Origin of the sequence: Rhodococcus sp. 06-235-1A, assembly GCF_002258785.1 — a bacterium.
Lineage (GTDB): Bacteria > Actinomycetota > Actinomycetes > Mycobacteriales > Mycobacteriaceae > Rhodococcoides.
In genome coordinates this window covers 211,404-233,465 of the sequence record NZ_NOYI01000003.1, presented here as the reverse complement: position 1 = coordinate 233,465, position 22,062 = coordinate 211,404, and the positions used below count along the sequence as shown (strand labels likewise).

Below are 22,062 nucleotides of genomic sequence, written 5' to 3'. Positions count from 1 at the left end.
CACGGTGCGTGAAAGTGCGCCGAGCCTCCCGGAACGGGCCGTGGTCACCGTTCGACGAAACCCGCCACATCACCGCGGGCCGAATCCCAGCTCTCGACCACGAGTGTGACCGTGCCCGGAGTCCGACCGCCTCGCAGCAAGTCGAGCAGCGCCTCGAGGCGATCGCGCGGCCCCTCCGCGATCACCAGAACGCGTCCGTCCGCGTGATTGGTCGCGTGGCCGACCAGCCCCAGCTCGAGTGCACGCGAACGAGTCCACCATCGAAACCCGACCCCCTGAACCAGGCCGTGCACCCACGCCGTCAACCGTTCGTCGCTCATACCGGTCTCAACTCTCGGACGGATCCGTCGAAACTTGTGGCATACAACGCTTTCGGGTCGAATCCCACCCCGCCGAAGGCGACCGAAGAGGTAAGGGGCACGCCGGTCGCCATCACGCAGGACGATCCGGATTCCGGGTCGATACGGACCACTCTGCCGGCGAGATTCTGTGCGAGATAGACCGCTCCGTCCTCGCCGACGGTCAGATCGTCCGACATCGACAGCGGTCCGATACCGTCGATCCGAATGCGCGAGGACGGCCCCGCCGGGTACATCTCGTCGAGCACGGTCACCGTCGCTTCCGGATCGAACGTGTTGGCCACGTATATCTTTCCGTTGCCGATACCGATGCCGTTGGCCGATCCCAGATCGGTCCGCACCGTCGACACCGAACCGTCGACCGCAACGCGCGTCAGGCCGGAAAGGCTGCCCAGATTACGGGTCGTGAACAGCTCACCCGCCTCCGATCGCGCGAGCCCGTTGGGCATGACCAGGCCCGAGGCATATGTCGACCGAACCCCGGTGCCGAGATCGATCTCGTCGATCGTTCCGGTTCGGAAATCGAAAAGTCCTGCGGCAGCACTGTTTCCGGTCGTGAAATACAGCGTGTCACCACTACGGACCAGTCCGCCGGGTGACTCGACGCCCGACACGAGAGTGCCCCGGTTCCCGTTCGGCGCGACGGTACGTAGAGCCCCCGGTCCGATGGGCGAGGTCTCGGAGACGATCATCGAGCCTCGGCCGTCGAATTCCAGATTCTCGAGCATCCCGAATCCCGATGCCACCGTGCGCACCGACCACGGAGTGCAGGTGCTCGACGCCTCCGCGGCGGGAGCCAGGGCGGTTGCCGCGCCGATGATCAGACCTGCGACGACGGCCGCCCTGGCTTTCATCAGGCGTCCACGTCGATGTCCAAGGTGATCTTGGTACCCGCCTTCAGGGTTCGCCCGACGGTGCACACCTTGTCGATGGCGCGCTCGACGACGGTGAGCAGACGCTCCTGCGCCTCGGGGTCCATCGCGCCCAGGTCGACCCGGAGGATCTCGTTCAGTTCCGGGTACAGCTCGTTCTCGCGATCCGCGGCACCGGACACCTCGACGGTGGCGGCGTAATCGTCACCCAGTCGCCGCGAGAGAGGGAGGTCCGAGCTCATGCCGGTGCACGCGGCGAGCGCGATCTTCAACAGTTCGCCGGGGGTGAAAACGCCCTCGACCGACTCCGAACCGATGAGTACTTCGGCTCCTCGCGAGCTGCGGCCGGTGTAGCGACGGGTGCCTGTGCGCTCGACCCAGAGGTTGGTCGGCGTGCTCTGTTCTGCCATGACAGAAATACTAGGCGGGCATCACGGGAGTGGAGCCTGCGGAATGACCTATTCAGACGGGAGTGGAGCCTGCGGAATGACCTATTCAGACAGGAGTGGAGCCTGCGGAATGCCCTGTTCACGGTCAGGCGCGCGCGTATCTCGGTCGTGGCTGGCAGGTGGGGCAGCTGAAAGACGATCGGTTCATGAACTTCTCACGCCTGATCGGGGCTCCGCACCGCGAGCACGGCAGACCCTCCTGGCCGTAGGCGTCGAGGGAACGATCGAAGTAACCGGATTGGCCGTTGACGTTGACGTACAGCGCGTCGAACGAAGTGCCGCCCTGCGCCAGAGCCTCGCCCATCACAGCGTGCACCGCGGTGAGCAGTCGTCGCAGGGCAGGCCGTGTCAGAGTCTCGGCGATGCGGTTGCCGTGGATCTTCGCCCGCCACAGCGCTTCGTCGGCATAGATGTTGCCCACCCCCGACAACACTGTCTGATCGAGCAGGGCGCGCTTGATCTCGGTGTGCTTGCCGCGCAACACGTTCACCACGGATTCGGCGTCGAACAGCGGGTCTATCGGGTCGCGGGCGATGTGCGCGACCGGTTCGGGTACCTGTGTTCCGTCCACCGTGACGATCGGGGCGAGCGCCCAGCCACCGAACGTTCGCTGGTCGACGAAGCGTAAGTCGTTACCGTCGTCGAGTCGAGCGCGAATCCGCAGATGCTTCTCGTCCGGCGCGGTCGGTGGCTGCACCAGCATCTGCCCACTCATACCCAGGTGCACGACAGTCGCGAAGTCACCGGGTTCCATCACGAGCCACAGGTACTTCCCGCGTCGTCGAGCGGACGAGACGCGCTGGCCGCTCAGTTGACCGATCAGATCGAGGCCACCGAGATCGTGTCGCCGCACAGCTCGAGGGTGCAGTACCTCGACCGATCGCATCGTCTTGCCGACGACGTGAGATTCCAAACCGAGTCGGACCACCTCGACCTCGGGTAGTTCGGGCATCAGGAAGGGTCTGATGCAGGCTCGGCCGGAACCGCAGCGTCGTTCTCCGACAGTGCATTCCACGCCAAGCTGGCAGCTTTCTGCTCTGCTTCCTTCTTGGATCGACCGATCCCGACGCCACGAGGGAAACCGCCGACCAGCACTGTGGCGGTGAATTCCTTGTCGTGGTCCGGTCCGGTGGACGATATCTCGTACGCGGGAACGCCGAGTGCACGGTCTGCGGTCAATTCCTGCAGACTCGTCTTCCAATCCAGACCTGCCCCGAGCTTGGGGGCGCGATCGAGGAGGCCGGCGAAGAGCGTCAGAACCACGGTGCGGGCGACGTCGATGCCGTGCTGTAGGTGAATTGCCCCGAGCATCGACTCCATGCCGTCGGCGAGGATGCTCGGCTTGTCGCGTCCGCCGGTCTGCTCCTCACCCTTGCCGAGCAGCAAATGACGACCCAAACCGCCGTCACCGAGGCCACGGGCGACCTCGGCCAGCGCGTGCATGTTGACCACACTCGCCCTGATCTTGGCCAGCTGACCTTCGGACTTGGTGGGGTGCACCGCGTAGAGATGCTCGGTGACTGCCAATCCGAGTACCGAATCGCCGAGAAATTCGAGGCGCTCGTTGGTCGGTAGACCGCCGTGCTCGTACGCGAACGACCGGTGCGTCAAGGCCAACGTCAACAGCGGCTCCGACACGGAAACACCGATAGCGGCGAGGAGCGACTCTCGGTCGTCCCCGCCGCTGTCGGCAGTGGAGCTGTTCTTCTGCGAACCGCTGTTGTGCCGGTCCACTACTTCGTTGGTCACGTAAGCGGAAATCAGACCGCTGCGACGACCTGGCGGCCCTTGTAGGTGCCGCACGAGGGGCACGCGATGTGGGGCAAGGTCTTCTCGCCGCAACCGCGGTTGGGGCACGTCACGAGGGTGGGCGCAGTGGTTTTCCACTGTGCACGACGCGACCTCGTGTTGGAACGCGACATTTTGCGCTTCGGGACAGCCACTTACTTCTCCTCGGCTTCGTTGTTCACAAGTTCTGTGCTCGGTTCTGGATCCACGCCAAATTTGGCTGCAAGACCAGCCCAGCGAGGATCAATTGTATCGTGACTGTGCCCGGATTCAGCAATCGCCAGGCGAACGCCGCATTCTGGGCACAATCCCTCGCACTCGTCACTGCAGACAGGGTGGAGTGGAAGCTCCAGTCCGACTGCGTCGACAATGACGGGTTCGAGATCTATCAGGTCGTCGACGATGCGGTGAATCTCGTCCGCATCGGTGGTCTCCTCGGTGATGCTGTTCGGGTAAGCGAACAGTTCGGTCAGGTAGACTTCGACGTTGCCGCCGACCGGATCGAGGCAGCGTGTGCACTCCCCGGCCGTGGCAGCTCGAACGGAACCGGTGACGAGTACGCCCTCCGAGACCGCCTGCAACTGCAGATCGAGCGAGACCGGGACGCCGGCTTCGATGGCGATCGCATCGAGGCCGATTCGGGAAGGAGCCGAAACCGTCCGCTCGATGGTCTTCGTCGACCCGGGTCGGCGACCGAGGTTGAGGATGTCCAGAACGAATCCGTTGTCCAATTCAGGACGGGTCGTTCTCTTGGGCGGGGGCACGGCTGATCTTCCTTACTGTCGAAATGCCTACCGTCGGTAAGCAACCCCACAACGATACGCATGTGTGCATACGAGGGCAAATCGTGGCCGCTCAGTGCCGGCTGCGACGCCCCTGATCCTGATTGCCGTAGGTGGGTTCGCCGTACGGCTCGCTGCCGTATTCCGGAACACCGGAACCGGTTCGGAGTTGCTGGCGTCCACGTCCCACCGAACGAATGGTTCCACTGAGGAACTCTTCGAACTCTGCAAGTTTGGTGTCGACGTACACGTCGCACTCGCTGCGCATCCGATCGGATTCGGCATGGGCACTGTCGATCACCCGGGCCGACTCTGCGTGCGCGGCCTGCACCACCTCGGTCTGCGAGACGAGGCGATTCTGTTCGGCGGTGCCGTCGGCTACCGACCGCTCGTACGACGCAGTTCCGGACTCGATCATTCGATCGGCCTCGGTTCGCGCGCGAACGGTCAGGGACTCGTACTCACGCTGTCCTTCGAGCACTGCTCGCTCGGCTTCTGCCTCGGCATCGGCCACGAGCTGCTCGGCATGCGCCGACGCCTCGGCCACCATCCGGTCCGCCTGAGCCTTGGCGTCGGCGAGAATCCGATCGGCGGAATCCCTGGCGTTCTCGACGGTGTCCTGCGCTTCTGCGTTGGCGGTACTCACCGTCTTGTCCGCGGTGGCCCTGGCATCGCCCACGAGCTTGTCGCGGTGGTCCAATACGTCCTGCGCATCGTCGAGCTCACCAGGAATGGCGTCTCGGACGTCGTCGAGCAGTTCCAGGACATCGCCGCGTGGGACGACGCACCCGGCAGTCATGGGAACGCCGCGCGCCTCCTCGACAATGGCGACGAGCTCGTCGAGCGCCTCGAATACGCGGTACACCGGTTACCCCAATCGTCGAATCTGCCACTGCGCGGTCTTCACTCGCAGTGCTGCGCTGCTCAGTCTGCCCGCCGACGCGTACGTCTGCGCTATACCGGCCCGGTGTGTCGCTCCTCGAACTAGTCTGCTGCCCGCTCGGCGATACGAGCCATCAGCCGCTCCTGGACGAACGGCGGCAGCATCCCGGTCACGTCTCCCCCGAAGGTCGCGACCTCTTTGATCAACGAACTCGACAGAAAGCTGTGCGCAGGATTCGCCGGGAGAAACAGCGTGTCCACACCGGTCAACGTTCTGTTCATCTGCGCCATCTGCAACTCGTAGTCGAAATCGTTGGCACTGCGCAGACCCTTGACGATCGCCGAAAAGCCCTCTTGCCGGGCGTAATCCACCAGTAGGCCGTACCACGAGCCGATTCTGACGTTGGGTAGATGCTCCGTTGCGACCTCGAGCATCTCGATCCGCTCGTCGATGCTGAACATGCCCTTCTTGCTCTTGTTCACCATCACCGTCACCACCACCTCGTCGAACGCGGCCGCGGCCCGCTCGAAGATGTCGAGATGACCATTGGTCACCGGGTCGAAGGATCCAGGACACAGTGCGCCAGTCATGCCCGCGAACTTATCAGCCGATCCCGAGGTTCGATCGCTACGATCGTGCCGCGATCTCGATTCGACTCTCGCCGTACTTCTTCGACTTCTCCGGAACCAGCCCGGTCGGCCATTCGGTTTCCGGCGAACGCGAGGATCGCTCGAGCACGACCACAGCGTCGGGCGCGAGCCATCCCCCGGTGACCAGTCTGTCCAGCAGACCTGCCACCGCGCTGTCGGTGACGGCGTACGGCGGATCGGCGAGCACGAGGTCGTATGCCGTATCCGCCGCCCCCGCCAGTACCGAGGCCACCGGAGCGCACCTGACCGACGCACCGGGCAAACCCACCGAGTCGATGTTCTTGCGCACCACCGCCGCCGCACGCGCGTCCGACTCGACCAACACCGCCGACGACGCACCACGCGAGAGCGCCTCCAGTCCGAGCGCACCCGATCCCGCAAACAGGTCCAACACCGCGGCACCGCCCAGTTCCATTCGACTCTCGAGCGAACTGAACAGCGCCTCCCGCACCCGCTCGGAGGTGGGTCGGGTGCCCTGGCCGGGGACCGACAATCGTCGACCACCGGCCACGCCCGCCACGATCCGCGTCATTCGCTCCCGGCCTCTTCGCCCGTCGACCCCCCACCGATGACGACGAGTAGGTCGCCCCCCTCGACCTGCTGCACACCCGAGATCGCCAACCGGGTGACCGAACCACCGCGAGGAGCGGTGATCGCGGCCTCCATTTTCATCGCCTCGATGGTGGCGATGGTGTCGCCGGCCGAGATCTTCTGTCCCTCTTCGACGGACAGCGTCACGACGCCGGCGAACGGGGCGGGGATGTGACCGGAGTTCGACCGATCCGCCTTCTCGACCGTGGGTGCCTCGCTCGAGATGGATCGATCGCGCACCGAGACCGGCCGCAGCTGACCGTTGAGAATGCACATGACCGTGCGCATGCCACGCTCGTCCGGGTCGGAGATGGCTTCGAGACCGATGAGAAGTTCGACGCCCTTCTCCAGGGCCACACGATGCTCGTCACCCTGTCGAAGGCCGTAGAAGAACTGATTGGCAGAAAGCCGCGTCGTGTCGCCGTACTTCTCGCGATGTGCAGCGAGTTCGGCTGTGGGACCGGGGAAGAGCAGTCGGTTGAGGGTCTGGCGACGCTGCGCGGAGGTACCGTCGAGATTCTTCTCGTCCTCGTCGGTCAGCGGTGTCACCGGCTTGCCTTGGCCGCGGCCCTCCAGCGCCTTGGTCCGCAGCGGTTCGGGCCACCCACCTGCCGGCGTGCCGAGGTCACCGCGGAGAAACCCGATCACCGAATCGGGAATGTCGTAGCGACCGGGATTCTCGGCGAATTCCTCTGCGGATGCGCCGGCACCGACCAGCGCCAAAGCCAGGTCGCCGACGACCTTCGAGCTCGGCGTCACCTTGGTCAGCCGGCCGAGCATGCGGTCTGCCGCAGCGTAATTGGCCTCGACGGTCTCGAACTGATCACCGAGTCCCAGCGAAATCGCCTGCTGCCGAAGGTTGGACAGCTGACCGCCCGGAATTTCGTGGGTGTACACCCGACCTGTCGGTGCCGGTAGTCCGGACTCGAACGGCGCGTACACCTTTCGTACTGCTTCCCAGTACGGCTCGAGGTCGCAGACGGCCTGCAAATCCAGACCGGTGTCGCGGTCCGTGTGCGCCGCCGCCGCGACGATCGCCGACAACGCAGGCTGACTGGTGGTGCCTGCCATCGCCGCGCTGGCACCGTCCACGGCGTCGGCACCGGCCTCCCATGCTGCCAGGTAGGTTGCCAACTGGCCGCCGGGAGTGTCGTGAGTATGCACGTGCACGGGCAGATCGAAATTCGAGCGCAGCGCCGTCACCAGTGTCTTGGCTGCGGGAGCACGGAGCAGGCCCGCCATGTCCTTGATGGCGAGTACGTGCGCACCTGCATCGACGATCTGTTCGGCCAACGTCAGGTAGTAGTCGAGGGTGTAGAGCGTCTCGTTCGGGTTCGACAGATCCCCCGTGTAACTCAGCGCCACTTCGGCGAGCGCAGTCCCGGTTTCGCGCACCGCATCGATGGCGGGCCGCATCTGGTCGACATTGTTGAGAGCGTCGAAGATGCGAAAGATGTCGATACCGGTGTCGGTGGCCTCGGCGACGAAGCTGCGCGTCACCTTCTCCGGATACGGGGTGTAGCCCACGGTGTTCCTGCCACGCAGCAGCATCTGAATTGCGATGTTGGGCACGGCCTCTCGCAGGCTCGCCAGCCTCTCCCACGGATCCTCGTGCAGGAATCGCAACGCCACATCGTAGGTGGCACCGCCCCACGCCTCGATGGAGAGCAGCTGCGGCGTCGTGCGCGCCACGTACGGCGCGACGCCGAGCAGTCCGCTCGTGCGCACCCTGGTAGCCAACAACGACTGGTGCGCGTCACGGAAGGTGGTGTCGGTGACGCCGAGTGCCTTCTGGTTTCGCAGATCCCGGGCGAAACCCTCGGGCCCGAGTGCGAGCAGTCGCTGACGCGAACCGTCGGGAATCGGAGCGGAGAAATCGACCGCGGGCAGTTTGTCGTGTGGGTACACCGAGGAAGGACGCTCGCCGTGCGGCTTGTTGACCGTCACGTCGGCCAGGTAAGCCAAGATCTTCGTACCGCGATCGCCCGAGGAGCGCGAGGTGAGCAGTTCCGGGCGCTCTTCGATGAAGGAGGTGGTGACGCGACCCGCCGTGAAGTCGGGATCGACCAGAACAGCTTGCAGGAACGGGATGTTCGTCGCGACACCGCGAATTCTGAACTCCGCCAACGCCCGTCGAGCGCGTGCCACCGCGGTGTCGAAGTCGCGGCCGCGACAGGTGAGCTTGACGAGCATGGAATCGAAGTACGCGCCGACCTCGGCGCCCAACGTGGTACCGCCGTCGAGGCGAACTCCCGCACCGCCAGGGGTGCGATACGCAGTGATGCGTCCGACGTCCGGCCGAAACCCGTTGGCAGGATCCTCGGTGGTGATGCGGCACTGCAGTGCGGCACCCCGAAGCACGATGTTCTCCTGCTGCAGACCCAGATCCGCGAGCGTCTCCCCCGAGGCGATACGCAGCTGGGACTGCACCAGGTCCACATCGGTCACCTCTTCGGTGACGGTGTGCTCCACCTGAATTCGCGGATTCATCTCGATGAAGACGTGGTTTCCGCGGGTGTCGAGCAGGAACTCGACGGTACCGGCACACGAGTAGCCGATCTGCTTCGCGAATGCGACTGCGTCGGCGCAGATCTTCTCCCGCAATCCTTCGGGCAGGTTCGGTGCCGGAGCGAGCTCGATGACCTTCTGATGCCGACGCTGCACGCTGCAGTCACGCTCGAACAGGTGCACCACGTTGCCCTCGCCGTCGGCGAGGATCTGAACCTCGATGTGCCGGGGATCGATCACGGCTTGCTCGAGGAACACGGTCGGATCACCGAAGGCCGATTCCGCTTCGCGCGCAGCAGCTTCGATCGATTCGCGCAGCTGCTCGGGCTCGGCCACTCGGCGCATACCTCGACCGCCGCCACCGGCGACGGCCTTGACGAACAGCGGGAACGTCATCGACTCCGACTCGGCTACGAGCGCGTCCACATCGGACGACGGTTCCGACGACGCCAGAACCGGCAGACCCGCCGCCTTCGCCGCCGCGATCGCTCGCGCCTTGTTGCCGGTCAGCTCCAACACATCCGCGGACGGACCGACGAAGGTGATGCCCGCCTCGGCACACGCTGCGGCCAGATCCGGGTTCTCGGAAAGGAATCCGTACCCGGGGTACACCGCGTCGGCACCGCTGCGCTTGGCAGCAGCGACGATCTCGTCGACCGAGAGATAGGCCCGAACGGGATGCCCCTTCTCCCCGATCTGATAGGCCTCGTCGGCCTTGGTCCGGTGTACCGAGTTCCGATCCTCGAACGGGAACACCGCAACGGTGGAGGCACCGAGTTCGTAGGAGGCGCGGAAGGCACGAATGGCGATCTCACCGCGGTTGGCAACCAAAACTTTGGAGAACATTGGCTCAACTTACCCGGCAGCGCAGGCCTCCGAGGCGTACTGATCTCACCATTCGGGACGAATTGCTCGAATTCGACGACTGAAACGGTGCAGTCAGTGCCTGCGGCCTTCGCTCGTCGTTCCCGCAGGCTCCACTCCTGCCCGGTCAGGACTTCTGCAGATAGTCGACACGATCCGATCGCCAGGCCGAGCGCATCATCGACGCGATGCCGGGATTGTTCGCCAACGACGGGTCCTGGGCGAACAGCGACCGGGCACAATCCTGAGCGTCGGCGATGATGTCCTCGTCGTCGATGAACGAGAGCAGCCGCAGACCGCTGACCGTGCCCGACTGCGCGGCACCGAGAACATCGCCCTCGCGCCGAGTGGCGAGGTCCAGCTTGGCCAGCTCGAAGCCGTCGTTGGTCGCGGCCACCGCTTCGAGGCGGGCGAACGCTCCGCCCATCGGACTGAGGTAGCTGATCATGATGCACAGACCCTGGTGCCCGCCTCGGCCGATCCGACCACGCAATTGGTGGAGTTGGCTGACGCCGAATCGATCGGCGTCCACGATCACCATGACCGTGGCATTGGGCACGTCCACTCCCACTTCGACCACGGTCGTACAGACGAGGACGTCGATCTCGCCGGAGTTGAACTCCGACATCGTGATGTCCTTGTCGTCCCCCGACAACCGCCCGTGCAGCAGTCCGACTCGCAGATCGTGCATCGGTCCGGCGGAAAGGGTTTCGTACAGGTCCAGGGCCGCTGTCGTCTCCGGACCGTCCTCCGAGGCAGTGCTTTTCTTCGCCCCTTTCCCCTTCTTACCGGTCTCCGCGTCCTCGTCGTCACCGATACGTGAGCAGACCACGTATGCCTGACGCCCGGCCGACACCTCCTCGCGAATGCGCTGCCACGCCCGATCCACCCAGGCCGGTTTGGCCCGGGCGGGTACCACGTTGCTGATGATGGGTGAACGTCCGCGTGGCAGTTCGGTCAGAACCGACGTTTCGAGATCGCCGAGGGTGGACATCGCGATGGTGCGCGGGATGGGGGTAGCCGTCATCACGAGCAGGTGCGGACTGGTGTTGCCGCGAGCCTTCGCCCGCAGGGCATCTCGTTGCTCGACGCCGAACCTGTGTTGTTCGTCCACGACGACCATTGCGAGATCGAGGAACTCCACCCGGTCCTCGATCAGGGCATGGGTACCGATGACGATTCCCGCGTCGCCGGTCACTGCATCGAGTAGCGCGGACCGCTTCGCCGCAGTCGACATCGAACCGGTCAACAGAGCGACCTTCGTCGCCAGCTCGTGGGATCCCAGTTCTCCCCCGGCCGCCAGACTGCCGAGCATCGACCGGATCGATCGTGCGTGCTGCGAGGCCAGCACCTCCGTGGGTGCCAGCAGCGCACACTGATGACCGGCATCGATGACCTGCAACATGGCGCGCAGCGCGACGATGGTCTTTCCCGAGCCGACTTCGCCCTGCAACAACCGCGACATCGGATGTGGCGCGGACAGATCATTGGCGATCTCGGCCGCGACCTCGTGCTGCCCGGCGGTCAACTCGAACGGCAGCCGGCGATCGAACTCCGCGGCGATGCCGTCGGTGATGGGTGGGCATCGCGCGGCAACCCGGGTGGACGCATCGCGTCGACGATCGGCGAGAACGAGCTGAACGGCAAGAGCCTCGTCGAACTTGAGGCGCTCACGGGCAGAGTCCTTGTCCTGCACGGTGTCCGGAAAGTGAACCGACCTCAGCGCGGTGTCGATGTCGACGAGACCGCGCTCTCTGCGCACCGAATCGGGAAGCGGATCGGTCACATCGTCGAGCTGGTCGAGGACCTGCCTCACACAGCGCATGAATGTCCAGCTCTCGACATCCTTGGTGGCCGGATAGATGGGTACGAATGCACGATCGAACACCGACATGTCGACAGCGCCGGAGGCGTCGACCGCACCGCGCGCCAGACCCGCCAGACTGCCTGCACCGACGATGCGTCCCGCGGGTACGACGGCACCGTCGTTGTCGTCGCCGCCCAGAATCACATAACTGGGGTGTGTGAGATTCCACCGCTTGCCGAAATACTTCACCTTGCCGGAGAACATCCCCCGTCGTCCGGGAACAACGACGTGCTTGAGCTTGTGTGGACTGAAGAAGGTGGCTTCGATGCGCTGTCCATCGGCGGCGAGGGTCACGGCGAGGAACTGACCGTTGCGATTCTTCATCGAGCGCATCGTCGCCGACTCGACCGTCGCGACGATGGTGATGTGATCGCCCTCGATCGGCTCCTTCTCGCCGAGCTCGGAACCGTGCGTCATGTAGCGGTGTGGGTAGTGCCGCAGCAGGTCTTCGACGGTATGAATACCGAAGGTCTCCGCCAGCGGGGTCGCCACCGCGGCTCCGAGAACGTGATCGAGCCGATCCACCAGCGTTGCCATATCCGACATTCCCTATTCCACTCCGAATTGCACGAGATCGCCCGGCTGCCCACCCGAGTAGACCACCACGTCGACCCCGGGATGCGCGCCCGTCACGTACTCGGCGAGCTGGGCACCGAAGTCCTCCGACGCCTGGGCCCCGACGAGTACCGTCACCAGCTCCCCGCCTGTGGCCAAGAGCTGGTCGACCAATCGGCACCCCGCATCGAGCGGACGAGCGGCAACGATGACGACCTCCTGACCGGCCAGACCGATGCTGTCGCCCGGCTCGCACATGCCGACCCACGTGAGCGATCGCTCCTGCGCGATGCGCAGTGAACCCCACCTCGTGCCTGCAGCCGCCTCGGACATCGTGAAGGCGTCGTCCACCGCGGCCCTGGCGGCGTCGTGCACAGCGAGGGCAGCAAGCCCTTGCACCATGGCCGAGCAGGGCAGCATCACCACATCCTTGCCGTCCGCTCGGGCGGCGGCACCGACGGCAACCAGTTCTTGGGCCGACAACGCGCCGTTCGGTAGCACCAACACCTCGCGGTGCTTCGTTCCGACGATCGCGCGATGCAGCACCGAGGAGTCGATCGCCTCGTCGCACCGCACCACCGTCGCGCCTTCCTGAACGTAGAGACCCGCTGCACCGTCACCGGCCACCAGAGCCAAAATATCGCGACCCACCGACAACGCGGCTCCGCCGGGCGCGTCGGCACCGGTCGTGGCGGCGAACTCGACCATGCCGAAGCACGAGATACGCACGCCGCGAACATCTCCGGCGGCAATGCCACAATCGACAGCACCACCCGGATCGGTGGTGTGTACGTGTGCCGACCAGGCCCCCGATCCGTCGCCCGCGACAACCACCGAATCTCCGAGATCGGTCAGAGCTGCACGGAGTGCGGTTGCCCGAGAGTCGTCGATTCCATGGACGACGTAGACCACCTCGTACCCGAGTGGGCGTCCATGCGAGGACCCCGGCACCGCCTCGACGACTCCGTCACAGTCACTCGCTGCCCTCGAAGTCTCGCCGACGAGCGACCGTTCGTGGTCGAGCGGACGACGGTATCGCCTGCGCGGCGGGGTACGACCGGTCACCACCTCGACCAGAGCGTCGAAGACGACCGAGAGACCGAGCGCACCGGCGTCCACGACACCGGCCTCCCGGAGTTCGGAGAGTTGATCCGTCGTGCTGTCGAGGGCGCGAGCGGTTGCCTCGGCGATGTCGACGACCAGCGTCGCGAGACCGACATTGGCGTCGTGGGCCGACGCATCGCGATCGGCGGCGGAGAGAACAGTGAGCATCGTGCCCTCGACCGGAACGCTGACCGCATCGGAGACCAGGACGTTCGCGCGCCGCAGCATCGCCTGGATCGACACTGTGTCCAACGGGCCGTCGGCTGCGGCCTCCGCGACCGCGCGCAGAAGTTGCGAAACGATCACCCCCGAGTTGCCCCGCGCACCGGCTACCGCACCCACTGCCAGTGCCCGCCCGACCGCGCGGGTGTCGGCAGCGGATCCGGCACTACGCATCGACTCCACCGCGGCACGGAAGGTGAACATCAGATTGGTACCGGTGTCCGAGTCCGGAATCGGGAAAACATTGAGCGCATTTATCTCGTCGCACCGGGCTGTGAGCGAATCGACGCATCGGTAGGCCCACCGTCGCAGTGCCGCGGCATCGATCGAATCGAGAACGTCGACCACGTCGAGCAGCCTCCCCCGCGTCTATCGATACCCTTGTCCGTACTCCGGTCGCGGACAGTGCCCGAAGCTTAGTCGGGCAGGATCCTCGGGCGCGCCGTCAGTGAGCCCACAGCACTGTCTGCGGTGGCAGTTTGGTGATTGCGTGCGGCGCCGCTATTCTTGCAGGGTTGCCTCGAGGCGATCTTCACGCATTGCAATCCTTGCATCTGCACGTAGTTCGTTTCGATGTCTTCGACCACATGTATCGATCAACATCTATCAAGGAGTTCGCGACTATGGCTGCCGTCTGCGACGTATGCGCCAAGGGGCCCGGCTTCGGTAAGTCGGTCTCGCACTCGCACCGACGGACCAACCGTCGTTGGAACCCGAATATCCAGACCGTTCACGCTCAGGTTGCGCCTGGTAACTCCAAGCGCATGAACGTGTGCACCTCCTGCTTGAAGGCAGGCAAGGTGGTCCGGGGCTGATTCGAGCCTCGCTCTTCGTTTTCCTCCACGGCCTCGACTGCGTGCGAGCACTGTGCCCCGCCCCCGGATACTCGGAGGCGGGGCACAGTCGTTCGTGCTCCCGTTCTGTTCTGTTACACAGCCGATCGGAACCGTGACGAAGATGGCGAATCACGGGCACCGGCCGGTGACACCGGCCGAGCAGTCTCGAACGCATGGCGACCACACGCAGACTCTTCGTCCCGGCGCTCGCAATGCTGACGCTCACGGCATGCTCGAATACAGAGCCCGACACCCCGACGGCCGCGAACTACCTGGCCAGTCAGCCCGACTCGGGGCCGGCCGGCGGTGAGATAGACGACCGGATAGGCCTCGACAACACCGATCTTCCCGCACTGGCCCGTCTCGACCCCGTTCTGCTGAAAGCGCTGCGCTCCGCTGCTGCCGATGCGACATCGTCCGGAGTGGATGTGTACGTCACCTCCGGATGGCGCTCCGCGGCGTACCAGCAACGCTTGTTCGACGAGGCAGTACGCCGCTACGGCAGCACCGACGAAGCCAGACGATGGGTGCAAACTCCGAACAACTCCAAGCATGTCACCGGACGGGCGGTGGATGTCGGACCGACGGATGCCGCCGACTGGATGAGCCGACACGGCAACGACTACGGCCTGTGCCAGACCTATGCCAACGAAATGTGGCACTTCGAGATGGCGACCACTCCCGGCGACACATGCCCGGTCGCACTCGACGACCCGTCCGACGAGCGAGCGGAGGGCCGACGATGACACGGGTCGAACCGAGGCGTCTGGTCGCCGCGCTGGCATTGCTGAACCTGGGAGTCGTCGTCTACTACCTGGGCGTGTTGACGACCGTAGGACAAACGGTGGATCAGGAACTGATGGTGAGCGCCGAAACACTGTCCGGAGACCTCGTGGACGTCTGCGCCGAATTCGTCGACCTCGTCGCACCGGTCTCGGCCGCAGGAGCGGTTCTCGTCGCATTTCTGATCATGTTCAGCAACAACAGGATTGCCCTGACACTGCGAGTGGGAATCATGACACTCGGACCGATTGCGACGGCCTGGATTCTCAAGTACTCGCTCGATCGACCGAACCTGGACGGCCTCGTCCAGCACAATTCCTTTCCCAGCGGCACCCTCACCTGCGTCACGGCTGTCGTCTGTACGGTCTACCTCGCAACCGCTCGCCCCTGGCGGATCGTCGTCGCGATCAACGGAGCACTGCTCGTCCTCGGAACTGCCGTGTCGGTCGTCGTCCTGAAATGGCACCGCCCCAGTGACGCGCTCGGCGCGCTGCTGCTCGTCGGATGCTATGCCCTGGCGGTCTCCGCATTTCCGATCAGGATCTCCGACCCCCGACATTCGACGCTGGCCGACCCCGACAACGAACGTCTCGCGCAGGTGTGAGCCCTGTACCCTTGGCCGATCGCGATTGCCCCTACTACACAAGGTCTTCGACATGGTGAACATTCTCTTCGTGGAGGACGATCCAGCTGTGGCCGAAGCAATGACGTTGGGGCTGAATCGACTCGGTCACTGCGTCGACCATCGCCCCGACGGCAACGGTGATCTCGACAATGCGCTCACCGCCGCCGAGATCGTCCTGCTCGACCTCGGTCTCCCCGGAGCCGACGGTTACGAGATCTGTCGACGGATTCGAGCGCAGAGTTCGATCCCGATCATCATCCTCACGGCCCGCTCCGATGACATCGACACCGTCGCGGGTCTGGAAGCCGGTGCGGACGACTACGTGGTCAAACCCGCAAGCCCACGAGTCCTGGACGCTCGTATCAAGGCTGTGGTCAGACGATCGACCGAGACGACACCCGCCGCGGCGACGGCAACGGCAATCGTCGAGCAGTACGGCGATGTGACCGTCGACCGTTCGTCGCTACAGGTGAGGAAGGGCGGAACTCTGCTGACGCTGACACCGACCGAGCTTCGGCTCCTGCTCGCCCTGACCGAGAACGTGGGTCACGTGCTCAGCCGAGGCCAATTGTTGTCTGCAGCATGGGATCAGGACTACCTCGGTGACTCCCGGATCGTCGATGCCGCGATCCAGAGACTGCGCGGAAAAATCGAGGACGACCCTGCTGCACCGGCAGCCATCGAAACGGTGCGCGGGTTCGGATATCGATTCGATCCCGGCCCGGCTCGTTGATGCCGTCTCGGCTGCGAGTCGACGGCCTACGTACTCGACTCGTCCTCGTGTTCATCACCATCGTCGTGATCATCGCCGGTGCCACTGCCGGTGTGGTGTCGTTCATGGCGCGATCGTGGATCTACTCCAACGCGCAGGACGTGGCGACGGCGCAGTTCCGCGACGAGCTACGGGATGTCGACGGGGCCCAGGTGACCCGAACGACGGCATCCGAACTGAGACAACTCTTTCCGTCCGACGCGACGTTGCTCGTCGGCGACGACGAAGTGCAACGGGGATCCGTCGACCCGGCCACGCTCTCCCCCGACTTTCTGGCCGGGGTGGACGGTCGCGGAATCATCCGTTTCGTCCGACTCGACTCCGAACGGATCCTGCTGGCCATGTCGGTCCGTGTCTTCGAGTCGAACGACCAGGACGGCGACGAAACCCTCGTCACGGCCGTCGCCATTCGGCCGCTCGAGGGCGTACAGGACAAGTTCGACGATCTTCTGCGCGCCGTGGCCCTCACCCTGGCGGGCGGAGTAATGGTCAGTGGTCTGCTCGGATTGTGGATCGCGTCGACCCTGGTGCGTCCGCTGCGACGCCTCGATCGGGCCGCTGCCCGCGCCGCCGACGGTGATCTGAGTGTCCGACTCTCCGAGGAGGGCGTGACCGAACTCGCGGAGCTGACGACGACCTTCAACACCATGATCGCCAGAAACGAGACGGTCATTCGCGGGTTGGAGGAGTCGGAAGAGCAGGCGCGCAGGTTCGTCGCCGACGTCTCCCACGAGCTGAGAACTCCGCTGGCAGCGCTCGTTCCGGTCGGCGAGATACTCCGAGAGGAAATCCCCCAACTCTCGCCCGATGCGGGAGCAGCCGCCCGGATAGTCAGCGGTGAGATCGGCAAGCTCACTCGGCTCGTCGAGGATCTCATCGAGATGTCTCGTCACGACGCACAACAGGCGCGCCTCGTTCTCGACGACGTCGACCTCGTCGAACTCGTCCGACACTCGCTGACCCGCCGCGGATGGGCAGAGAGCGTCGAACTGCGTGGGCCGGACACTATCGACGCCACCGTGGATCCACGACGCATCGACGTGGTGGTCGCCAACCTCGTGGGAAATGCCCTGCGTCACGGCGAGCCCCCGGTACGCGTGGAGATGCACGCTCGTCCCGAGTGGGTGGACGTGACAGTGGTCGACCACGGGCCCGGGATATCACCGGAGGACAGCCACGCGATCTTCCGACGGTTCTACAAGGTGGACACCGCTCGTGGACGCAGCGAGGGCAGCGGTCTCGGACTGTCCCTCGCCGCCGAGAACGTGCGCCTGCACGGCGGCACCATCACCGTCGACCGGGTGGATTCGAGCACGGTATTCCGCGTCCAGCTGCCCCGTCTTCGACCCCGGTAGCGGTCCTGGCAGTGGACTCGCGCATCCGTGCCCGAGCACGCCGGCCCCACGGCGGAACACAAGAGTCGGTTAGAGTCCCGAACGTGACTTATTCGGACGCAGACATTTCCAGCAAGGTCGGCATCGAGGACGGTGTACTGCGCATCGTCGTCGCCACCGAGGCAGGCGGTGCCTCGCTCGACCTCGAAGGCATCGCCGACGGCACCTCGGCCCTCCGCTCCGTCAACGCCGGTACGACCGCAATCGGAAGCGTCCTGCTCATCGGACGGGGACCCAATTTCTGCGCCGGCGGCAATGTACGCGATTTCGCCGGTGCGGCCGATCGCGGTGCCTTCGTCGGTTCTGTCGCAGACACGTTCCATGCTTTCGTTCGTGAACTCGCAGCAGTCAGCGTCCCGATCGTCGCCGGTGTACACGGCTGGGCCGCCGGTGCAGGTATGAGCCTGGTGTGTCTCACCGATATCGCCATCGGCGGACCGTCCACCAAGCTGCGCCCCGCGTACCCCTCGATCGGATTCACTCCGGACGGAGGAATGTCGTGGACGCTGCCCCGCATCGTCGGTTCGGGCCGCGCGATGGACATCCTGCTGAACGACTCGATCATCAACGGCGAGGAGGCAGTTCGTCTCGGGATTCTCAGCCGACTGGTGGGCGACGACATCGTGGACAGCGAGGCCGAGCGTCTGGCTCGAACCCTCGCCAACGGGCCGACATCAGCGTACAAGGGAATCAAATCGCTGCTACAGGCGTCCGAATCCGCAACTCTGACAGAGCATTTGGATGCCGAAGCCGCGTCGATTTCGGCGGCCGCATCCTCGCCGGCCGGACGTGAAGGCGTCGACGCGTTCGTCGAGAAGCGTCGTCCCGACTTCGCCTGAACCGGTCACGGCAACGTCCAGTCGATCGGTTCGTCTCCGCCCTCGACCAACAGTTCGTTGACGCGACTGAAGGGCTTGGATCCGAAGAAACCGCGTGAGGCGGACAGCGGTGACGGATGAGCGGATTCGATGAAGGGCACCGATCCGAGCATCGGCTTCAGAGTCGACGCGTCGCGTCCCCACAGAACGGCGACCAGGCCGGGCGCGTCGGGAGTCTCCGCACGGGCAACGAGAGCGCGAATTGCCTGCTCCGTCACCGCTTCCCACCCCTTCTTCCGGTGCGACGCCGCCTGACCCGGCTCGACGGTGAGCACCCTGTTCAGCAGCATCACCCCCTGTTTCGCCCAGGGTGTGAGATCGCCGTTACTCGGCGTGGGAAGTCCGAGATCGTCGGAATACTCCTTGAATATGTTGTTCAGACTCCGCGGTACGGGCCGCACGTCCGGTGCAACCGAGAAGCTCAGCCCCACTGCATGTCCCGGCGTCGGATACGGATCCTGACCGACGATGAGCACGCGGACCCGCTCGAAGGGGTAGCCGAACGCGCGCAGCACGTTCTCGCCTGCGGGTAGGTAGTGCCGGCCTGCGGCGAGCTCTGCGCGTAGGAAATCTCCCATCGCAGCGACGTTCGACTCGACCGGAGCAAGAGCCTCGGCCCAACCCGCTTCGACGCTCTCGGCGAGCGGCCGGGGCGTCATCGGTCGATCCGGCGCAGCGCGTCACGGTAGTACGCGGCATTGGCCGAGTACATCTGTACGTTGATGTCCACATGCCCCTCGGGGACCTGGTACCCCTCCCGGATCTTCGCGGGAACACCGAGCGCCATGGAACGTTCGGGAACGACGAACTTGAACGGCACCACCGCGCCTGCCCCGACGATCGAACCCGCACCTATCTTCGAGCCGTTCAGCACCACCGAACCCGACGCGATGAGGCAGTTGTCCCCGATGGTCGCACCCTCGACGTGCGCGTTGTGGCCCAGTACGCATCCGGATCCGATGACCGTTGCGTCGATCGGAGTGCAGTGCACCACGGTCCCGTCCTGCACGTTGGTGCCCTCGCCGATCGAGATCGTGCCGTAGTCGGCCCGCAGAACGGCAGTGGGCCACACCGACGATCCGGCCGCCAGAGTCACCGCTCCGATGACGACCGCGTCGGGATGGACGTAGGCGTCGGGATGGATGTCGGGTTCGCGATCACCGAGTGCGTAGATAGCCATCTCTGCAACTTAGCCGACTCCTTCGGACCCGACTGCGTTCACTCGCCCTCGAAACTGGTCCATCCCGATCTGCCCGAATGGACGCGTCCGCCGACCGTCACCCGCCGCCCTCGCTCGTCGACGACGTGCTCGACGCGGCCGATGACCGACCAGCCACTCGGAACGGCACTGCGATCGGGGAACGTGCCGACGAGAGCGTGATCCTCACCGCCCGTGAGGATCCAATTCACGGGGTCGACGCCCAGTTCCTGTGCTGCCGAGTGCAGTTCGGCGGGGACGTCCAACAGGTCGGGATCGACGGCCATGCCCACCCCCGATGCTTCGGCGATGTGGCCGAGATCGGACAACAGCCCGTCGGAGACGTCGGTGAGCGAGGTCGCACCCGCCTCGGCTGCCTCGATCCCGGAGCGATACGGCGGGACGGGAACGCGGTGTGCGTCGAGCACCCCCTCGTGGCCGGTTCGACGTGCATCCGCGAGCAGCAACGCCAGCCCAGCGGCCGACCAACCGAGCCGGCCGGCGAAAGCGATCAGATCGCCGACCCTCGCGCCCGATCGAAGAACGGGGGCCCTGCCCTGCAGGTCACCCAGCGCAGTGATCGAGATCACCAGCTCCTTCGATTGCACGACATCGCCACCGACGATGGCCGATCCCGCGGCGACGGCCTCGAGCCACATGCCCTCGTTCAGACCATCGGTGACGCTCACCGGCGTATCGGCCGGGCATCCGAGGGAGACGAGAAACCCCGAGCACTGCGCGCCCATTGCGGCGATGTCCGCGCCGTTCTGCGCGATCGCCTTGCGGCCGATCTGAATCGGACTCGACCAGTCGAGACGAAAGTGCCTGCCGTGCACCAACATATCGGTGGACGCCGCAATCCGGCCATCGGACGCGGAGACAACGGCTGCATCGTCGCCAGGCCCGACGATGGTCGACGGCGGCTGCACACGGTCTGCGATCGCGCGGGCGATCACTTCGAATTCGCCGACCTGCGCGACGGTGCGCTCGCCGCCGGTGGCCGAGTCGATGACGGTGTCGTCGATGATGTTCCTCCCTGAGAACGCGGTGCGTGCGCGACGGTCTCACGCGGAGCGCGCGCCGCGGCTGCGGTACCTTTTAGCGGCGGTCGGGACAGTACCGATGCAGCAGGTTACGTGCGAAGAGAACGTAGTCGACTCAACCTACAGTCGAGAAGTCCGGCAGGGGAAAGGGACCACCGATGGTGCAAGCATTCGTTCTCGTTCAGACCGAGGTCGGCCGTGCGACGACCGTCGCCCAGCAGATCGAGGCCGTCGACGGTGTCGTGTCGGCGGAGGCAGTCGTCGGGCCGTACGACGTGATCGCGCGCACCGACGGTGCCTCCGACGCCGAGATCGCCGAGATCGTCTCCCGCATCCAGAAGGTCGATGCGATCACTCGCACCCTCACCTGCCCTGTGGCCCCGCAGTCGACGACGTCCGTCGGATAACTCGTGAATTCACCCGACACCGGCAACGACGCCGGCACCGAAGACAGCACAGCCGACGGCACCTCCGAGATCGAGGGCACTCGCGAGCAGCGCCATCCTGCAGTCATCGCCACCGCGATCGCGTTACCGGTCGCGCTGGTTGTCGGAGTTCTGGTCGCCGCCATCGCAGTCAACCGCTCACCCGTCCACGATCCGGTCGCTCTGGGCCCGGTCGACTCCCCCGATGCCGCGAGCGCGCAGTGCACGTCATTGCTCGACGCCTTGCCCGAGAACCTCGGCGACTACACGAGAGCCGAGTTGGCCGACCCGGCCCCGGTCGGAGTCAGCGCGTGGGTCTCGGCCGAGGAGAACGCCGAGCCGGTCGTGTTGCGCTGCGGCCTGCCCCGGCCGATCGGGTTCGATGTGGCTGCACCGCTGCAGGTGATCGACGGCGTTCAGTGGTTCGAGGTGTCCGGGGAAGACGACGGGATCGACGCCAGCACATGGTTCGTCGTCGATCGCGGCGTATACGTTGCCCTGACGATTCCGGGCGACTCGGGCCCTACCCCGTTGCAGGACGCGTCCTCGGCCGTGTCGGACGCACTGCCCCAGCAACCTCTCGACCCGGCTCCGTTGCAGTAGCGCTGGGCCGC

24 protein-coding genes are annotated in these 22,062 nt (G+C 65.1%); 8 read left to right on the top strand and 16 right to left on the bottom strand.

Annotated features, from left to right (window positions below; all coding sequences use genetic code 11):
• Positions 1 to 44: 44 nt before the first annotated feature.
• The 13 genes from CH275_RS02950 to CH275_RS02890 form a co-directional block, all read right to left on the bottom strand.
• Complete coding sequence (locus CH275_RS02950; RefSeq protein WP_094674972.1) at positions 45 to 320, bottom strand: acylphosphatase; 276 nt, start codon at positions 318 to 320, stop codon at positions 45 to 47.
• Positions 317 to 1,213, bottom strand: coding sequence for an SMP-30/gluconolactonase/LRE family protein (locus CH275_RS02945; RefSeq protein WP_143546672.1), 897 nt, complete (start codon positions 1,211 to 1,213; stop codon positions 317 to 319). The genes CH275_RS02950 and CH275_RS02945 overlap by 4 nt, the downstream gene beginning before the upstream one ends.
• Positions 1,213 to 1,641, bottom strand: coding sequence for an OsmC family protein (locus CH275_RS02940; protein WP_032397787.1), 429 nt, complete (start codon positions 1,639 to 1,641; stop codon positions 1,213 to 1,215). The genes CH275_RS02945 and CH275_RS02940 overlap by 1 nt, the downstream gene beginning before the upstream one ends.
• A gap of 124 nt (positions 1,642 to 1,765) precedes the next feature.
• Positions 1,766 to 2,632, bottom strand: a complete 867-nt coding sequence (mutM, locus tag CH275_RS02935; protein WP_094674970.1) for a bifunctional DNA-formamidopyrimidine glycosylase/DNA-(apurinic or apyrimidinic site) lyase — start codon at positions 2,630 to 2,632, stop codon at positions 1,766 to 1,768.
• Complete coding sequence (gene rnc / locus CH275_RS02930) at positions 2,632 to 3,414, bottom strand: ribonuclease III (RefSeq protein WP_094674968.1); 783 nt, start codon at positions 3,412 to 3,414, stop codon at positions 2,632 to 2,634. Before rnc ends, mutM begins: the two co-directional genes overlap by 1 nt.
• 26 nt (positions 3,415 to 3,440) lie before the next feature.
• Positions 3,441 to 3,623: a 50S ribosomal protein L32 gene (gene rpmF / locus CH275_RS02925; RefSeq protein WP_032397784.1), complete on the bottom strand. Its 183-nt coding sequence runs from the start codon at positions 3,621 to 3,623 to the stop codon at positions 3,441 to 3,443.
• On the bottom strand, positions 3,624 to 4,232 hold the full coding sequence (locus CH275_RS02920; RefSeq protein WP_179275937.1) for a YceD family protein: 609 nt from the start codon (positions 4,230 to 4,232) through the stop codon (positions 3,624 to 3,626). It lies immediately after the preceding gene.
• 91 nt (positions 4,233 to 4,323) lie between these two features.
• Positions 4,324 to 5,115 (bottom strand): DivIVA domain-containing protein, encoded by a 792-nt coding sequence (locus tag CH275_RS02915; protein ID WP_094674966.1) that lies wholly within the window; start codon positions 5,113 to 5,115, stop codon positions 4,324 to 4,326.
• Between the two features lie 119 nt (positions 5,116 to 5,234).
• A complete protein-coding gene (coaD, locus tag CH275_RS02910) occupies positions 5,235 to 5,723 on the bottom strand; it encodes a pantetheine-phosphate adenylyltransferase (RefSeq protein WP_094674964.1) in 489 nt (162 codons plus the stop codon).
• Between the two features lie 37 nt (positions 5,724 to 5,760).
• Positions 5,761 to 6,315 carry a 16S rRNA (guanine(966)-N(2))-methyltransferase RsmD gene (gene rsmD / locus CH275_RS02905; RefSeq protein ID WP_094674962.1) on the bottom strand — a complete coding sequence of 185 codons (555 nt, stop codon included), beginning with the start codon at positions 6,313 to 6,315 and terminating at the stop codon, positions 5,761 to 5,763.
• Positions 6,312 to 9,728 carry a pyruvate carboxylase gene (locus CH275_RS02900; protein ID WP_094674960.1) on the bottom strand — a complete coding sequence of 1,139 codons (3,417 nt, stop codon included), beginning with the start codon at positions 9,726 to 9,728 and terminating at the stop codon, positions 6,312 to 6,314. The genes rsmD and CH275_RS02900 overlap by 4 nt, the downstream gene beginning before the upstream one ends.
• Positions 9,729 to 9,873: 145 nt before the next feature.
• Positions 9,874 to 12,150, bottom strand: coding sequence for an ATP-dependent DNA helicase RecG (gene recG / locus CH275_RS02895; protein WP_094674958.1), 2,277 nt, complete (start codon positions 12,148 to 12,150; stop codon positions 9,874 to 9,876).
• Positions 12,151 to 12,162: 12 nt separating this feature from the next.
• Positions 12,163 to 13,842, bottom strand: a complete 1,680-nt coding sequence (locus CH275_RS02890) for a DAK2 domain-containing protein (RefSeq protein WP_094674956.1) — start codon at positions 13,840 to 13,842, stop codon at positions 12,163 to 12,165.
• Positions 13,843 to 14,117: 275 nt separating this feature from the next.
• Here CH275_RS02890 and rpmB point away from each other — a divergent pair, with 275 nt between their 5' ends.
• The 6 genes from rpmB to CH275_RS02860 all read left to right on the top strand — a co-directional run bounded on the left by rpmB (position 14,118) and on the right by CH275_RS02860 (position 18,743).
• Positions 14,118 to 14,309, top strand: coding sequence for a 50S ribosomal protein L28 (gene rpmB / locus CH275_RS02885; protein ID WP_008717389.1), 192 nt, complete (start codon positions 14,118 to 14,120; stop codon positions 14,307 to 14,309).
• Between the two features lie 194 nt (positions 14,310 to 14,503).
• Positions 14,504 to 15,076 carry a M15 family metallopeptidase gene (locus CH275_RS02880; RefSeq protein WP_094674954.1) on the top strand — a complete coding sequence of 191 codons (573 nt, stop codon included), beginning with the start codon at positions 14,504 to 14,506 and terminating at the stop codon, positions 15,074 to 15,076.
• Positions 15,073 to 15,717 (top strand): phosphatase PAP2 family protein, encoded by a 645-nt coding sequence (locus CH275_RS02875; protein ID WP_094674952.1) that lies wholly within the window; start codon positions 15,073 to 15,075, stop codon positions 15,715 to 15,717. The genes CH275_RS02880 and CH275_RS02875 overlap by 4 nt, the downstream gene beginning before the upstream one ends.
• A gap of 52 nt (positions 15,718 to 15,769) precedes the next feature.
• A complete protein-coding gene (locus CH275_RS02870) occupies positions 15,770 to 16,471 on the top strand; it encodes a response regulator transcription factor (RefSeq protein ID WP_094610562.1) in 702 nt (233 codons plus the stop codon).
• A 47-nt stretch (positions 16,472 to 16,518) separates the two neighbouring features.
• Positions 16,519 to 17,865, top strand: a complete 1,347-nt coding sequence (locus CH275_RS02865) for a sensor histidine kinase (protein ID WP_256990827.1) — start codon at positions 16,519 to 16,521, stop codon at positions 17,863 to 17,865.
• A gap of 83 nt (positions 17,866 to 17,948) precedes the next feature.
• Entirely contained in the window at positions 17,949 to 18,743 is a 795-nt protein-coding gene (locus CH275_RS02860; RefSeq protein ID WP_179275936.1) for an enoyl-CoA hydratase/isomerase family protein, read from the top strand.
• A gap of 5 nt (positions 18,744 to 18,748) precedes the next feature.
• Here CH275_RS02860 and CH275_RS02855 read toward each other — a convergent pair whose 3' ends face one another.
• From CH275_RS02855 to CH275_RS02845, 3 genes are read right to left on the bottom strand one after another with little or no spacing between them, the layout of a single operon-like run.
• Complete coding sequence (locus CH275_RS02855) at positions 18,749 to 19,441, bottom strand: uracil-DNA glycosylase (RefSeq protein WP_094674948.1); 693 nt, start codon at positions 19,439 to 19,441, stop codon at positions 18,749 to 18,751.
• On the bottom strand, positions 19,438 to 19,962 hold the full coding sequence (locus CH275_RS02850) for a gamma carbonic anhydrase family protein (RefSeq protein WP_045195621.1): 525 nt from the start codon (positions 19,960 to 19,962) through the stop codon (positions 19,438 to 19,440). The genes CH275_RS02855 and CH275_RS02850 overlap by 4 nt, the downstream gene beginning before the upstream one ends.
• 38 nt (positions 19,963 to 20,000) lie before the next feature.
• Positions 20,001 to 20,936, bottom strand: coding sequence for a thiamine-phosphate kinase (locus tag CH275_RS02845; protein ID WP_306436933.1), 936 nt, complete (start codon positions 20,934 to 20,936; stop codon positions 20,001 to 20,003).
• Positions 20,937 to 21,181: 245 nt separating this feature from the next.
• Here CH275_RS02845 and CH275_RS02840 point away from each other — a divergent pair, with 245 nt between their 5' ends.
• Both CH275_RS02840 and CH275_RS02835 read left to right on the top strand, forming a co-directional pair.
• Entirely contained in the window at positions 21,182 to 21,430 is a 249-nt protein-coding gene (locus tag CH275_RS02840; RefSeq protein WP_094674944.1) for an Lrp/AsnC ligand binding domain-containing protein, read from the top strand.
• Between the two features lie 3 nt (positions 21,431 to 21,433).
• A complete protein-coding gene (locus CH275_RS02835) occupies positions 21,434 to 22,051 on the top strand; it encodes a DUF3515 domain-containing protein (RefSeq protein ID WP_094674942.1) in 618 nt (205 codons plus the stop codon).
• Positions 22,052 to 22,062: the final 11 nt, after the last annotated feature.

Coding starts and splice junctions, on each gene's coding strand:
- CH275_RS02950 (WP_094674972.1), bottom strand. CDS start 320: ATGAGCGACGAACGGTTGACGGCGTGGGTGCACGGCCTGGTTCAGGGG.
- CH275_RS02945 (WP_143546672.1), bottom strand. CDS start 1,213: ATGAAAGCCAGGGCGGCCGTCGTCGCAGGTCTGATCATCGGCGCGGCA.
- CH275_RS02940 (WP_032397787.1), bottom strand. CDS start 1,641: ATGGCAGAACAGAGCACGCCGACCAACCTCTGGGTCGAGCGCACAGGC.
- mutM (WP_094674970.1), bottom strand. CDS start 2,632: ATGCCCGAACTACCCGAGGTCGAGGTGGTCCGACTCGGTTTGGAATCT.
- coaD (WP_094674964.1), bottom strand. CDS start 5,723: ATGACTGGCGCACTGTGTCCTGGATCCTTCGACCCGGTGACCAATGGT.
- rsmD (WP_094674962.1), bottom strand. CDS start 6,315: ATGACGCGGATCGTGGCGGGCGTGGCCGGTGGTCGACGATTGTCGGTC.
- CH275_RS02900 (WP_094674960.1), bottom strand. CDS start 9,728: ATGTTCTCCAAAGTTTTGGTTGCCAACCGCGGTGAGATCGCCATTCGT.
- recG (WP_094674958.1), bottom strand. CDS start 12,150: ATGGCAACGCTGGTGGATCGGCTCGATCACGTTCTCGGAGCCGCGGTG.
- rpmB (WP_008717389.1), top strand. CDS start 14,118: ATGGCTGCCGTCTGCGACGTATGCGCCAAGGGGCCCGGCTTCGGTAAG.
- CH275_RS02880 (WP_094674954.1), top strand. CDS start 14,504: ATGGCGACCACACGCAGACTCTTCGTCCCGGCGCTCGCAATGCTGACG.
- CH275_RS02875 (WP_094674952.1), top strand. CDS start 15,073: ATGACACGGGTCGAACCGAGGCGTCTGGTCGCCGCGCTGGCATTGCTG.
- CH275_RS02870 (WP_094610562.1), top strand. CDS start 15,770: ATGGTGAACATTCTCTTCGTGGAGGACGATCCAGCTGTGGCCGAAGCA.
- CH275_RS02855 (WP_094674948.1), bottom strand. CDS start 19,441: ATGACGCCCCGGCCGCTCGCCGAGAGCGTCGAAGCGGGTTGGGCCGAG.
- CH275_RS02850 (WP_045195621.1), bottom strand. CDS start 19,962: ATGGCTATCTACGCACTCGGTGATCGCGAACCCGACATCCATCCCGAC.
- CH275_RS02840 (WP_094674944.1), top strand. CDS start 21,182: ATGGTGCAAGCATTCGTTCTCGTTCAGACCGAGGTCGGCCGTGCGACG.